The sequence below is a fragment of the Micromonospora sediminimaris genome, from assembly GCF_016863575.1.
GTDB lineage: Bacteria > Actinomycetota > Actinomycetes > Mycobacteriales > Micromonosporaceae > Micromonospora > Micromonospora sediminimaris.
In genome coordinates this window covers 1-14,269 of sequence record NZ_BOPD01000031.1, presented here as the reverse complement: position 1 = coordinate 14,269, position 14,269 = coordinate 1, and the positions used below count along the sequence as shown (strand labels likewise).

10 protein-coding genes are annotated in these 14,269 nt (G+C 71.3%); 4 read left to right on the top strand and 6 right to left on the bottom strand.

The features are described from left to right. Nucleotides 1–105: 105 nt before the first annotated feature. Both ileS and Vse01_RS22925 read right to left on the bottom strand, forming a co-directional pair. Nucleotides 106–3,252, bottom strand: a complete 3,147-nt coding sequence (ileS, locus tag Vse01_RS22930; protein WP_093407586.1) for an isoleucine--tRNA ligase — start codon at nucleotides 3,250–3,252, stop codon at nucleotides 106–108. Nucleotides 3,253–3,645: 393 nt separating this feature from the next. Beyond that, the gene (locus tag Vse01_RS22925; protein WP_093407589.1) at nucleotides 3,646–5,187 is read right to left on the bottom strand and encodes an alkaline phosphatase D family protein; all 1,542 of its coding nucleotides are present in this window, start codon (nucleotides 5,185–5,187) and stop codon (nucleotides 3,646–3,648) included. Between the two features lie 180 nt (nucleotides 5,188–5,367). Here Vse01_RS22925 and Vse01_RS22920 point away from each other — a divergent pair, with 180 nt between their 5' ends. After that, nucleotides 5,368–5,808, top strand: coding sequence for a carboxymuconolactone decarboxylase family protein (locus Vse01_RS22920; protein WP_093407591.1), 441 nt, complete (start codon nucleotides 5,368–5,370; stop codon nucleotides 5,806–5,808). Continuing rightward, nucleotides 5,805–6,683 (top strand): RNA polymerase sigma factor SigJ, encoded by an 879-nt coding sequence (sigJ, locus tag Vse01_RS22915; protein ID WP_093407594.1) that lies wholly within the window; start codon nucleotides 5,805–5,807, stop codon nucleotides 6,681–6,683. The genes Vse01_RS22920 and sigJ overlap by 4 nt, the downstream gene beginning before the upstream one ends. A 14-nt stretch (nucleotides 6,684–6,697) precedes the next feature. Here sigJ and ndk read toward each other — a convergent pair whose 3' ends face one another. Further along, a complete protein-coding gene (gene ndk, locus Vse01_RS22910) occupies nucleotides 6,698–7,123 on the bottom strand; it encodes a nucleoside-diphosphate kinase (RefSeq protein WP_093407596.1) in 426 nt (141 codons plus the stop codon). Between the two features lie 141 nt (nucleotides 7,124–7,264). On the opposite strand from ndk, the gene Vse01_RS22905 reads away from it, so the two are divergent. Further along, nucleotides 7,265–8,746: a VOC family protein gene (locus tag Vse01_RS22905; protein ID WP_093407598.1), complete on the top strand. Its 1,482-nt coding sequence runs from the start codon at nucleotides 7,265–7,267 to the stop codon at nucleotides 8,744–8,746. Between the two features lie 48 nt (nucleotides 8,747–8,794). Here the strand turns inward: Vse01_RS22905 and Vse01_RS22900 are convergent, their stop codons facing one another. The 3 genes from Vse01_RS22900 to Vse01_RS22890 all read right to left on the bottom strand — a co-directional run bounded on the left by Vse01_RS22900 (nucleotide 8,795) and on the right by Vse01_RS22890 (nucleotide 13,232). Further along, a complete protein-coding gene (locus Vse01_RS22900) occupies nucleotides 8,795–9,160 on the bottom strand; it encodes a DUF4233 domain-containing protein (protein ID WP_093407600.1) in 366 nt (121 codons plus the stop codon). Further along, nucleotides 9,157–10,428: a bifunctional folylpolyglutamate synthase/dihydrofolate synthase gene (locus Vse01_RS22895; RefSeq protein ID WP_232511344.1), complete on the bottom strand. Its 1,272-nt coding sequence runs from the start codon at nucleotides 10,426–10,428 to the stop codon at nucleotides 9,157–9,159. Before Vse01_RS22895 ends, Vse01_RS22900 begins: the two co-directional genes overlap by 4 nt. A gap of 185 nt (nucleotides 10,429–10,613) precedes the next feature. Further along, nucleotides 10,614–13,232, bottom strand: coding sequence for a valine--tRNA ligase (locus Vse01_RS22890; RefSeq protein ID WP_093407603.1), 2,619 nt, complete (start codon nucleotides 13,230–13,232; stop codon nucleotides 10,614–10,616). A gap of 69 nt (nucleotides 13,233–13,301) precedes the next feature. Between Vse01_RS22890 and Vse01_RS22885 the strand changes: the two genes are divergently transcribed. Further along, nucleotides 13,302–13,985 (top strand): hypothetical protein, encoded by a 684-nt coding sequence (locus Vse01_RS22885; RefSeq protein ID WP_093407605.1) that lies wholly within the window; start codon nucleotides 13,302–13,304, stop codon nucleotides 13,983–13,985. The last annotated feature ends 284 nt before the right edge of the window (nucleotides 13,986–14,269 follow it).

Here is a 14,269-nt window from a genome sequence, read left to right as displayed (position 1 = left end):
AGCGGACCGTCCCACGACAGCATGCGTGAGGTCGGGCTGGTCCGCTGGCTGAGTGCGGGTTGCCGGAACGGGCCCCTCCGGTCGGAAGGGCCCCTCCGGTGCAACTCAGACGCGGCGAACGACCACCGTCACTGGCACGCCCTCGCCGACCTCACCGGCGAAGCCGTCGATCCCCTCGGCGAAGTCGACGCTGTCGGCCAGCACCTCCCGGGCCACGAAGTCGCGGTACCCGGCCACCGCCGCGCGGACCTCGTCGGAGCCCGACGCGGTCACCACGATCCGGTCGGACACGTCGAGGTCGGCGTCGCGGCGGGCCTGCTGCACCACCCGGACGAAGTCCCGGGCCAGCCCCTCGGCGGCCAGTTCGGCGGTGACCGTGGTGTCCAGCACCACCACCCCCTCGCCGCCGGGCAGCGGCGCGGAGTGCTCCGCGTCGGCGGCGACCAGGCGCAGCTCGTACTCGCCCTCGGCCAGGGTCACTCCGGCGGCCACCGGAGCGCCGTCGACCAGCTCCCACTCCCCCGCCTTGACCGCCTTGATCACCTGCTGAACCTGCTTGCCGACCCGGGGCCCGAGCGCCCGCGGCACCACAGTCAACACCTGCTGGCAGTACGCCGACACCGCGTCGGTGAAGTCGACCTCCTTGACGTTGACCTCGTCGGCCACCAGGTCGGCGAAGGGCCCCAGCTGCCCGGCCGCCGGGCTGGCGACGGTCAGCTTCGCCAGTGGCAGCCGCACCCGCAGCCCCTTGGCCTTGCGCAGCGACAGCGTCGCCGAGGCCACCGCCCGTACCGTGTCCATCGCGGCGACCAGTTCGTGGTCGGCCGGGAACTCCTCGGCCACCGGCCAGTCGGTCAGGTGCACCGACCGCTCGCCGGTCAGCCCGCGCCAGATCTCCTCCGCGGTGAGGGGCGCCAGCGGCGCCACCACCCGGCAGAGCGTCTCCAGCACGGTCCACAGCGTGTCGAACGCGTCCGGGTCGCCCGCCCAGAAGCGGTCCCGGGAGCGACGCACGTACCAGTTGGTCAGCGCGTCCAGGTAGGACCGCACGGTGGCGCAGGCGCCCGAGATGTCGTACGCGTCCATCTGCGCGCCGGCCGTCGACACCAGCTCGTTCGTCTTCGCCAGCACGTACCGGTCGAGCACGTTCGCCGAGTCGGTACGGCGCCGCGCCTGATACCCGTCCGCGTTGGCGTAGAGCGAGAAGAAGTACCAGACGTTCCAGAGCGGCAGCAGCACCTGCCGGACGGCGTCACGCACGCTCGCCTCGGTGACCGGCATGTCCCCGCCGCGCAGCACCGGCGAGGACATCAGCATCCAGCGCATCGCGTCCGAGCCGTACGAGTCGAAGACGTGGTAGACGTCCGGGTAGTTGCGCAGGCTCTTGGACATCTTGCGGCCGTCGGAGCCGAGCAGGATGCCGTGGCTGAGGCAGTTGCGGAACGCCGGCCGGTCGAACAGCGCGGTGGCCAGCACGTGCATCGTGTAGAACCAGCCGCGGGTCTGCCCGATGTACTCGACGATGAAGTCGCCCGGGTAGTGGTGCTCGAACCACTCACGGTTCTCGAACGGATAGTGCACCTGGGCGAACGGCATCGAGCCCGATTCGAACCAGCAGTCCAGCACTTCCGGCACCCGACGCATCACCGACCTGCCGGTCGGGTCGTCCGGGTTGGGGCGGACCAGCTCGTCCACCGCCGGCCGGTGCAGGTCGCTCAGGCGTACCCCGAAGTCCCGCTCGATCTCGGCCAGCGATCCGTACACGTCGACCCGTGGGTAGTTCGGATCGTCGGACTTCCACACCGGGATGGGCGAGCCCCAGAACCGGTTGCGGCTGATCGACCAGTCCCGGGCATTGGCCAGCCACTTGCCGAACGAGCCGTCCTTGATGTGCCCCGGCGTCCAGTTGATCTGCTGGTTCAGCTCGACCATCCGGTCCTTGAACCGGGTCACCGCCACGAACCACGACGACACCGCCTTGTAGACCAGCGGGGTGTCGCAGCGCCAGCAGTGCGGGTACGCGTGGGTGTAGGTGTCCTGCTTGAGCACCACCCCCCGCTCCTTGAGCTGGCGGATCACCGGCTTGTTGACGTCGAAGACCTGCTCGCCCTCGAAGGGCGGCACCAGCGCGGTGAAGCGGGTGTGGTCGTCGACGGTGACGATGGTCGGGATGCCGGCGGCGTTGCAGACGTTCTGGTCGTCCTCGCCGAAGGCGGGTGCCAGGTGCACGATCCCGGTGCCGTCCTCGGTGGTCACGAAGTCCGCCCCGAGCACCTGGTACGCGTTCGGCCCGGCCTGCTCCACCAGGAAGTCGAACAGCGGGGTGTAACGGCGGCCGACCAGGTCCGCGCCACGCACCGTGCCGACCTGCTGGTACCCGTCGAGTTCCTTGGCGTACGCGTCGAGCCGCGCCGCGCCCACCAGGTGACGAACACCGCCGCGCTCCAGCACCGCGTACTCGATGTCCGGGCCGACGGCGAGCGCCAGGTTCGACGGCAGGGTCCACGGCGTGGTGGTCCAGACACCCAACCGCACCGGCCCGCGGAGCAGTTCCGGCGCGGCGTCGTCGGCGGTCAGCTCGAACCACACAGTAAGCGTCGGGTCGTGCCGGTCGCGGTAGACGTCGTCCATCCGGGTCTCGGTGTTCGACAGCGGCGTCTCACACCGCCAGCAGTACGCCAGCACCCGGAAACCCTCGTAGACCAGGCCCTTGTCGTGCAGGGTCTTGAAGGCCCACATGACGCTTTCCATGTAGTCCAGGTCGAGGGTCTTGTAGTCGTTTGTGAAGTCCACCCAGCGGGCCTGGCGGGTGACGTACCGCTCCCAGTCCTGGGCAAACTCCAGCACCGAGCTGCGGCACGCGTCGTTGAACCGGGCCACACCGAGGTCGAGGATCTCCGCCTTGCTGGTGATGCCGAGCTGCTTCTCGGCGACCACCTCGGCGGGCAGGCCGTGGCAGTCCCAGCCGAAGCGCCGCTCCACCCGCCGGCCACGCATGGTCTGGTAACGCGGCACCACGTCCTTGACGTACCCGGTGAACAGGTGGCCGTAGTGGGGCAGGCCGTTGGCGAACGGCGGGCCGTCGTAGAAGACGTACTCGTTCTTCCCCTGGTCGCCGGCCGGGCGGGCATCCACGGACGCCTCGAAGGTCTTGTCGGCCGTCCAGTGCTCCAGCACCCGGCGCTCGACCGCGGGCAGGTCCGGGCTCGCCGGTACGCCGCCGGCGGTCGGGTCGTGCAACGGATAGGCCATCGGGGGTCGCTCCTCGCTGACGCTCACTGTCCTGTGGGTCTGCGAGGACGAGCCGCTCCGGTACGCCGTGACCGGCGCTTCGGGGGCCCGCGGTACCACCCCGCTTGGCGGTCAGGTTCGACCGCCCGCTCGTTAGGTCGGCTGTGACGGGCCGCCCCGTCCGGTTCTACTGAGCCGGTCACCCGGCCGTTCTTCCGGAAGCTCCCCGGTGATAGCCGGATCATCGCCGCCCGCCCATGATACCCACCCCACCTTCCACCCCTCCCCCCAATAACCCCGACGCTCCCGCCCTCCGCGATCTTGCAGTTCCGGTCCCCTCTTCACGGCTCTTACACCGTTATGCACGGACGAAAAGTGCAAGATCGCGGAGGCGGTGGAGGGTGAGGGGGCGAGTTAGGGGGTGGGGAGGGTGGTGGTCCAGAGGGAGCGTCCAGCGCGGTCGCGGAGGTGGACGGTGAGGGCTCGGGTCTCGGCGTCGATCTGGACCTCGCCGAAGTGTTGGAAGCCCTCCGCCGGGGAGGTGTTGGCCCGCGGTGGGGCGTTGACGAAGACGGCCCTCGGACCGAAGGTGCCGTCCAGCGCGTTGGGGCCGAAGGCACCGGCGTGCGCCGGCCCGGAGACGAACTCCCAGAACGGGGTGAAGTCGGCGACCGCCGCCCGCGCCGGGTCGTAGTGGTGCGCGGCGGTGTAGTGCACATCGGCGGTGAGGAAGACGATCCCGGTCACCCCCGCCCGGTGTGCCGCACCGAGCACCTGCGCGAACTCCAGCTCCCGCCCGGCCGGAGCACCGGGGTCGCCCTGCGCCACCCCCTCCTGCGCGCCCGCTCCGTCGGGCACCACCAGCCCCAGCGGCAGGTCGATGGCGATGATCTTCCAGGTGGCCCGGGAGCGGGTCAGTTCCCGGATCAGCCAGGCCCGCTGCTCGGCGCCGAGCAGGCCACGCTTCGGATCGGCGTAGGTGTTGCCGTCGTTGGGGTCCTTGTAGGTCCGCATGTCCAGCACGAAGAGATCCAGCAACGGGCCGTACGGCAGCCGTCGGTAGCGCGGTCCACGCGACGGCGTGGGCAGCCACTCGTCGAAGGCCCGCCGGGCCCGCGCGGCGAGCACATCCACCCGGCGCTCGGTGTAGCGGCTGTCGGTGAGCACCTCGCCCGGATACCAGTTGTTTGTCACCTCATGGTCGTCCCACTGGTTCACTTGGGGCACCTCCGCGACGAACGCCCGCAGGTGCTCGTCGAGCAGGTTGTACGCGAACTGCCCACGGAACTCGGCCAGCGACTCGGCAACCTTGAGCTTCTCCGGCACGACCAGATTGCGCCACACGCGCCCGTCGGGCAGCGTCACCGTCTCGGTGAGCGGATTGTCGGCATACACCGTGTCACCGCTGCACAGGAAGAAGTCCGGCCGGCACGCCCGCATCGCCCGGAAGATCTCCATCCCGCCGAAGTCCGGTGCGATGCCCCAGCCCTGTCCGGCGATGTCCCCGGTCCAGACGAACCGCACGTCGCGCCGCTGGTGCGGGGCGGTGGTCAGCGAGCCGGTCAACGGCGCACTGGCCAGCCCCGGCCGGTCCAGGCTCTCCACCCGCACCCGGTAGTGCAGCCGCTCGGCGCCGGGCAGCCCGCGCAGCCGCACCTTGCCGGTGAGGTCGGTGTCCGGGGTCAGCACCGGCCCACGTACCCGGCGGGCGCCCCGGAAGTCGGGCCGGCGGGACACCTCCACGATCATCCGCCCCGGGCGGTCAGCCCGGGTCCAGAGCACCGCCGAGTCCGCCGTGGCGGCCCCGCTCTGCACTCCGTGCGTCAGCACCGGCCGCCCGGCGGGCCGCCAGGCCGGCCCGGCGAGCGCGCCCGGTCCCAGCAGCGCACCGCCGGCCACACCGGTGCCGGCGAGCAGACCGGCCCGCAGCAGGGTACGTCGGTCGAGTTCGGTCATCGTTCCTCCTGAATGAGGGGACTGACCGCTTCGGTGTACCGGCCGGACGTGGCCGTCGGCGTCCGTCCGGGTGACCGCCGCCGAAACGACGCATGACCGGTGTCACATGCCCCAGATGTCACGCGACGGGCCGCGCGATCCGTCGAGGCGGTGTCAGACCGCACTATCGGGGAGGTTGTCATGCAACGGATCAACGTGGCCGAGGTGGCGCCGGAGGCCTTCGGCGCCGTGCTGGGGCTGGAGAAGTACGTCCGGGCCAACGTCGACCACACCGTGCTGGAACTGGTGAAGCTGCGCGCGTCGATGCTGAACGGCTGCGCGTACTGCGTCGACATGCACAGCCGGGAGGCGCTCGGCGCCGGCGAGTCGAGCCGGCGACTGTTCGCGGTGGCCGCCTGGCGGGAGGCACCCTTCTTCGACGAGCGGGAACGCGCCGCGCTCGCACTGACCGACGCGGTCACCCAGTTGGGCGAACACGGCGTGCCCGACGACGTCTGGGATGCCGCGGCGAAGTTCTGGCCGGAGAAGGCCCTCGCCGACCTGGTTCTGGCGATTGCCACAATCAACGTGTGGAACCGGATCGCGGTGACCTTCCGCAACGAGCTGCCAACGGACGTGTGAGTCCGGTCGACGCGGCGGAGGCGGCCGGTGCGCTGGACGCGCACCGGCCGATGCTGCTCGGGCTGGCGTACCGGCTACTGGGTAGCCGACACGACGCCGAGGACATCCTCCAGGAGGCGTACCTGCGCTGGTTACGGGTCGACCGCGCCGAGGTGAGCGAGCCGCGTCGCTACCTGTCCCGGGTGGTGACCCACCTGTCGATGGACCGGCTGCGGGCCCGGCAGGCCGCCCGCGAGACATACGTCGGGCCGTGGTTGCCGGAGCCGGTGCCGACCGCGCCGTCGCCGTTCGGGCCGCTGGAGCGTGCCGAGCTGCGCGACTCGCTCTCCACCGCGCTGCTGCACCTGCTGGAGCGGCTCACCCCGCCGGAGCGCGCCGTCTACGTGCTGCACACCGCCTTCGAGCTGCCCTACGCGGAGATCGCCGAGTTGCTGGACCGCTCCGCCGAGGACTGCCGCCAGCTGCACCACCGGGCGAGCGTCCGGATCGGTCGCGACCAGCGCCGCTTCACCGCCGACCGGGCCGAGCAGGAACGGCTGCTGGAGGCGTTCATCGCCGCCGCGACCGAGGGCGACCTGGCCGCGCTGACCGATCTGGTCGCCGCCGACGCGACCGCGTGGAGCGACGGCGGCGGCCGGGTGCGGGCCGCCCGCAACCCGGTCACCGGCGCGGACCGGGTCGTCCGGTTCGTGCTGGGTGTCCGGGAGAAGGGCTGGCTGCACGCCGTGCGGCGCACGGAACTCAACGGCCAGCCGGCCGCCGTGGTGGTCACCGCGGCCGGCGACACGTACGCGGTCACCCTCGGCACGGCCGCCGGTCGGATCACCGACATCTTCCTGGTGGCCAACCCGGACAAGCTGCCCTGGGCGGCCTGAGCCGAGCGGCTGGCTCAGCCCAGCTCGGGGAACCAGAGCGCCAGCTCGCGCTTGGCGCTGTCGGCCGAGTCGGAGGCGTGCACCAGGTTCTCCCGGTTGGACAGGGACAGGTCGCCGCGGATCGTGCCGGCGGCGGCCCTGCGCCCGTCGGTGGCACCGATCAGGCCACGCACCACCTCGATGACCTGATCACCGGAGAGCACGAGCGCGACCAGCGGGCCACCGGTCATGAACGCCTTCAGCGGCGGGTAGAACGGCTTGTCGACGTGCTCGACGTAGTGCTCGTCGGCCAGCGCGGCGTCCATCGTCCGGGACACCATCGCGTCGATCCGCAGCCCCTTGCGCTCGAATCGGGAGATGATCTCGCCCACCAGTCCCCGGCGGACCGCGTCGGGCTTGATCAGGACGAGCGTGCGGTCGTCCGGGCTGCTGCTGGACACGCTGGGTTCCTCCTCAGAGCGGAAGCCGGTCGGGCTGGGTACGGTCAGCCTAGCGACTCGGACCCGGCGCCGGCGCGGTGGCCGGCCTTCCCCCGGCCCCCGATCCGGCCTAGCCTGGCCCTGACCCCCGGGAGGTCCACTGTGGCGAATGGTGGCGGCAACCGACCCATCGCACCGGTACGCAAGTTGATCGCCGCGGTGCTGGGCACCGTGGCCACCTTCGTCATCCTCTTCGGCCTGGGCATGACCAGCTGGGCCATCGTCGCACTCGGTGCCGCCCTGCTGGCCCTGGCGATCGCGCTGGCCACCGTGCGCAGCGGCGGCCGCACCTGGGTCGTCGGCGCCGGCCACGTGCACAGCGCCTCCGAGCCGCCGACCCAGTACGCCTTCGGTCGCTGCGAGCTGCAACTGGTGATCGACGCGCCCGGGCTGCCGCCCCGCTCGAAGAAGATCATCGAACCGCGGGTTCCGGTGTCGAAGTGGCCGTCGCTGGGGCAGACCCTGCCGATCCGGGTGGCGTTGGACGACCCGCGACACGTCCGGGTGCTCTGGGACGAGGTGCTCACCCACACCGAGGCCGGCAGCACCGCCGACCTGCCCCCCGAGTTCGCCACGGTGCCGCCGGACGAGGTGCTGATCGGGCAGGAGGCGCCACCGTGGGCCGGTCGGGCACCGGAGGACGACTTCCACGACCCTTCCGGCGATCCGTCCGAAGGTCCACTCGGCGGTCCGTCGGACGGCCGACCGCACGATGCCGCGACCGAACCGGTGGAGCACCACGAGACGGTGCGGGTACGCCAGCGCCCTGGCCGTCCGGTCGTGCTGGAGGGCACCGTGGTGGAACGCTCCGACGAGCAGCGGTTGCCCCGCCGCGCCACCCCCGCGCCTCGGATGCCCGCCGAGGAGCGGTTCACCGAGGAACCGTTCAATCCAGCGGCGACCGCCGCCGGAGACGAACCTGCCGACCCGACGGGCGATCGATCAGCGCCGCCACCGACCGGCCCGGCCGCGAGCCTGACCGACCCGATGGATCCCGTCGACCCGCTCGACCTGCCGCTCGACGATCCGGAACCGCGCCAGACCGCCAGCACCGAGCGCCCGGCGGCCGACAGCCAGGCGACGCCCGTCGACCGTCGGACTGTCGACGATCACCCGCAGTCCGCTGCAGACCGGGCGGAGGCGGTCGACGCGGGGGAACTGGACGAGGCGATCTTCGGCTTCGACCCGGACGCCGCCGACCCGGCAGCACCGATCAGCGGGGTGGGCATCACCCTGCTGGTGACCGAGCTGTCCCGCTCGCTGGAGTTCTACCGGGATCGACTCGGCTTCACCGAGGTCGACCGGGGTGCCGCCAACGCGGTGCTCTCCTCGGGGGCGACCCGCCTGGTGCTACGCGAGGTGACCGGGGCCCAGCCGATCAGCCGCCGGCTGGTCCACGTCAACCTCGACGTGGACGACATCCAGTCGGCGTACGAGCGGCTGCGCGAGTCCGGCGTCCGATTCACCTACCCGCCCCGGGTGGTCAACCGTGGCAGCAAGCTGGAGGTGTGGGCGGCGGCGTTCCGCGACCCCGACGGGCACGGCATCGCGCTGACCCAGTGGCGGGAACTCGCCGAGGCATGACGAGGCCCCTGGGGCAGCCGGTAGCCTGACGCACCTCCGCGGCCGCTCTCAGCCGAGGATGACGCGGCGCACGTGCAGCGCGTACGCCCACACCAGCGCGAACATCACGCCCAGCACGAACAGCGACCAGTGCAGCAGGCCGGCCAACAGCAGCAGGCCCTGCAACACGGTGCCGGCGTGCCAGGCCCACGGCCGGCGCATCATGCCGGCGAGCACGGCGGAGACCACGGCCAGCGCCACCACCACGGCGATCGCCGCGCCACCGAGGTCAGCGCCGACCGCCCGGATCGGCTGGATCGCCAGCAGCAGCACCAACGCCTCCAGGGCGAGGGCAGCCGCACCGAGCCCGCGTACCGCCCGCTGCGGGTCGCGCAGGCCCGACCGGCGGGGCTGGCCGTCGCCGTCGCCGGTCATCGCTTCAGCAGCCGGCGGGCGTCGGCCACGGTCACCACGGAACCGGTGATGAGCACCCCGACGCCGGCCAGCTCGCCCGGCACGTCCTCCTCGGCCAGCGCAACCGCCGCCTCGATGGCGTCCGGCATCTCCTCGGCCACCTCGACCCGGTCCGGGCCGAACACCTCCGCAGCCAGCGCGGCCAGTTCCTTGACCGGTAGGGCCCGGGGCGAACTGTTCCGCGTCACCACCAGTTGGTCGACCACCGGCTCCAGCAGCTCCAGCATGCTGGCGGCGTCCTTGTCGGCGAGGGTTCCCATGACGGCGACCAGCTTGCTGAACGCGAACTCCTCCTGGAGCGCGGTGACCGTGGCCGCCATGCCCTGCGGATTGTGTGCGCCGTCGAGCAGGATCGTCGGCGCGGAACGCACCCGCTCCAGCCGCCCCGGGGAGCTGGCGGCGGCGAAGCCTTCCCGCACCGCCTCCACGTCGAGCTGCCGACGGGCACCCGCACCGAGGAACGCCTCGACGGCGGCCAGCGCCACCGCCGCGTTCTGTGCCTGGTGGGCACCGTGCAGCGGGACGAAGACCTCCTCGTACACCCCACCGAGCCCTTGCAGGGTGAGCACCTGACCGCCGACCGCGACAGCCCGGCGCAGTACGCCGAACTCCGAGCCTTCCCGGGCCACGGTCGCGCCCACCTCCGCGCAACGTTGCAGGATCGGCCGGGCGGCCTCCTCCTCCTGAGCGGCGCAGATGACCGTGGCACCGGGGTGGATGATGCCGGCCTTGGCCACCGCGATGTCCTGGAGCGTGTCACCGAGCCACTCGGTGTGGTCGAGCCCGACCGGGGTCAGTACGCACACCCCCGCCTGGATGACGTTTGTGGCGTCCTCGGCGCCACCGAGACCCACCTCGACCACGGCCACGTCGACGGGGGCGTCGGCGAAGGTGGCGAAGGCCAGCGCCGTGGTCATGTCGAAGTAGGTCAGCGGCTCGGCCGAACGGTCGTCGACCAGTTCGGCCAGCGGCTTCACCTCGTGGTACACGGCGCTGAACCGGGCCTCGTCCACCGGCTCGCCGTCCAGGCTTATCCGCTCCCGCACGGTCTCCAGGTGCGGGCTGGTGTACCGCCCGGTGTGCAGCCCGAAGGCCCGCAGCAGCGAATCGATCATCCTGGCCGTGGAAGTCTTGCCGTTGGTCCCGGTCAGGTGGATCGACGGGTACGCCCGCTGCGGGCTGCCCAGCAGGTCCAGCAGGGACGAGATGCGATCCAGCTCGAAGACCATCCGGGTGAAGCCACGCGCGGCCAGTTCGGCTTCCACCTGCGCGAAGGCGGCACGCTCGGCCCGACCGGTCCGCTCCCGGCGGTCCGCGCCCGCACCATCACCGGTACGGGCGCGGTCGGTCGGTTCGCTGGGTACGGCACCCGGCCGGTCGGCGCGGACAGGGTCGGTGCGGTCGACAGGGTCGGTCACGAGGAAAGTGCCTCCAGGGCGGCATCGATGCGAGCCAGGTCGGCCTCGGCGACCGACAGTCGTTCGCGGATCTTGGATACGACGTGCTCGGGGGCTTTACCGACGAACGCCGGGTTGTCCAGCTTCGCCCGGGCCTGCGCCGCCTCCTTCTCCGCCGCCGCGCGATCCTTGGTCAACCGAGCCCGCTCGGCGGCAACGTCGATCGAGCCTCGGGTGTCCAACGCGACACTTACCTCACCCGGCATGGCCAGCGTCGCACTGGCCTGGAAATCGTCACCGGCCGGATCCAGCCGCGCCAGCGACCGGATCAACGGCTCGTGCGCCGCCACACCGGCACCGGACAGTCCGTCGAGCCGCGCCGCGACCCGCTGGGTCGGGCGCAGGCCCTGGTCGGAGCGGAACCGGCGGACCTCGGTCACCACCCGCTGGAGGGTGGCCACCTCCGTCTCGGCCGCGTCGTCGATAAGCGCCCGGTCAGCCGTGGGCCAGGCTGCCGTCAGCACCGTCTCGCCGCCGGTGAGTGCCGTCCACAGTTCCTCCGTGACGAACGGGATCACCGGGTGCAGCAGCCGCAGCAACTGGTCCAGGACGTGACCGAGCACCCGGCGGCTGACCTCGGCCGGTTCGCCACCGCCGGCCAGCACCGGCTTGCTCAGCTCCACGTACCAGTCGCAGACGTCGTCCCAGGCGAAGTGGTACAGCAGGTCACAGACCTTCGCGAACTCGTACGACTCGAACTGCTCGTCGACCTCGGCGGTGACGTGGGCCAGCCGGGACAGGATCCACCGGTCGACGGTCGACAGCCGTCCGGCGTCCGGCATCGGGCCGTCGGTGTGCGCACCGTTGAGCAGCGCGAACCGGGTGGCGTTCCAGAGCTTGTTGCAGAAGTTCCGCGAGCCCTGGCACCAATCCTCGCTGACCGGCACGTCGCCGCCGGGGTTGGCGCCCCGGGCCAGGGTGAACCGGGTGGCGTCGGCACCGTACCTGTCGATCCAGTCCAGCGGGTCGACCACGTTGCCGAACGACTTGGACATCTTCTTGCCGTGCTCGTCGCGGACCATTCCGTGCAGGGCGATCACGTCGAACGGCTGCCGGCCGTCCATCGCGTACAGGCCGAACATCATCATCCGGGCGACCCAGAAGAACAGGATGTCGTACCCGGTGACCAGCACGCTGGTCGGGTAGAACTTCGCCAGGTCCGGGCTCTGCTCCGGCCAGCCGAGCGTGGAGAACGGCCAGAGGCCGCTGGAGAACCAGGTGTCAAGCACGTCCTCGTCCTGGTGCCAACCCTCGCCGGCCGGCGGTTGCTCGTCCGGGCCGACGCAGACCACCTCGCCGGCCGGGCCGTACCAGACGGGAATCCGGTGGCCCCACCAGAGCTGCCGGGAGATGCACCAGTCGTGCATGTTGTCGACCCAGGCGAAGTAGCGCTTGGCCAGTTCCGCCGGCTCGATGCGCACCCGACCGTCGCGTACCGCGTCGCCGGCCGCCTTGGCCAGCGGCGAGGTGTTGACGAACCACTGCAACGACAACCGCGGCTCGACGGTGGTACGGCACCGGGAGCAGTGACCGACGGCGTGCACGTACGGCCGCTTCTCGGCGACGACGCGTCCCTCGGCCCGCAACGCCGCCACGATCGCCGGTCGGGCCTCGAACCGGTCCAGGCCCTCGAACGGTCCGTGCGCGGTGATGACCCCCCGCTCGTCCATGATCGTCAGGCTGGGCAGGTCGTGCCGCTGCCCGATCTCGAAGTCGTTCGGGTCGTGCGCCGGGGTCACCTTCACCATGCCGGTGCCGAACGACGGATCGACGTGGGCGTCGCCCACGATCGGGATCCGCCGCCCGGTCAACGGCAGCTCGACCTCGGTGCCGATCAGGTGGCGGTACCGCTCGTCGTCCGGGTGCACGGCGACCGCCGTGTCGCCGAGCATCGTCTCCGCCCGGGTGGTGGCCACCACCACCTCGTCGCTGTACCGGATCGAGACCAGCTCGCCGTCGTCGTCGGTGTGCTCCACCTCGATGTCGGACAGCGCGGTGAGACAGCGCGGACACCAGTTGATGATCCGGTTCGCCCGGTAAATCAGGCCGTCGTCGTACAGCTTCTTGAACATTGTCTGCACGGCGCGGGACAGGCCCTCGTCCATGGTGAAGCGCTCCCGGTCCCAGTCGACCGAGTCACCGAGCCGGCGCATCTGGCCCAGGATCGCTCCGCCGGACTCCGCCTTCCACTGCCACACCCGCTCGACGAACTTCTCCCGGCCCAGGTCGTGACGGGAGAGCCCCTGCGCGGCGAGCTGCCGCTCGACCACGTTCTGGGTGGCGATGCCAGCGTGGTCCATGCCCGGCAGCCAGAGCGCCTCGTAGCCCTGCATCCGCTTGCGCCGCACCAGCGCGTCCTGCACCGTGTGGTCGAGCGCGTGGCCCATGTGCAGCGAGCCGGTGACGTTCGGCGGCGGGATGACGATGGTGAAGGGCTGCCGCTCGCTGTCCGCGGCGGCGCGGAATCGACCGTCGGCTACCCACTGCTCGTACCGTCGCTGCTCTACCTCACTCGGCTGATACTGGCCGGCGAGGGTCGGGGCGTCGGGGCGGCGGGCATCCAGTCTCTCGGTCACCCTGAAAGTCTACGGAGCGCTTCGACGGACCCGACGTGCGCCACCTGTCGTTCGCGTACGGTGTCGGCTATGTCCGACGCACATCTCAGTGCCCGCCAGCTCGACAAGGGCGCTCCGCCGGTCGAGCTGACCGACGAGCCGATCGAACTGGGCGACCGCGAGCCGGCAGACGCCACCGACCGGCCGGGCGTGCGGTCCCGGCGGCGACGTCTGGTCGTGGCGGCGCTCGCGATCATCGCGCTGGTGGGGGTGGGCGCGTTCGGCACCTGGGGCTGGCGGATCGTGCAACAGAAGGACGCCCGGATCACCATCCCCGACCAGGTCGCCGGTCTTCGTCTGGACAGCAGCGACCGGGCTGCCAGCACCGCCGACTACCTGCGGAGCGGACTGGCTGCCGACATTCAGCTCGACAGCAGCTTCGGTGCCGTCTACCAGGACCCGGCCGACGCCCGGCGATCGGTTCTGATCTTCGGAGGCACCACTCTGCTGTGGCAGCCTGAGCGGGATCTGGAAAGTCTGTTCGAGCTGATGGCAGACGAGACCGCAGCCGTGACCGGGCTCCGCGGCGTGTCGCCGGGGCGGCTGGGCGGCGTGATGAAGTGCGGCAGCACCGGCGGCGAGGGCGGCGATTTCGCCGTCTGCGGCTGGGCCGACCACGGCAGCGTGGTGCTGGCCATGTTCCCCGCCCGTTCGGTCGACGACTCCGCCGGTCTGCTGCGGCAGATCAGGGAGAGCATGCAGACCCGCGACTGACGGCTGCGGGGCGGCTGACTCGGATGCTCGTGCGACGGCTGCCGCGCCCTCCCTCGGGCGCGACCGGCCACGCTGAGACTGACCCGCCGCGTCCGGTCAGCCCGGACGGGCGTGCCGCACCGGCGTGGCCAGCCTGGCAAGGGCCACCAGGAGGACTCCGCCGCCGGCGAGAAGACACACCAGGGGTACGCCGTACACCTCGGCACCCCAGGTGACGACGGCCGCGCTTATCGGCCCGAGAGCGTAGTGGGTCGCCCAGAAACGACTTCAGGGCCACCCCGTTT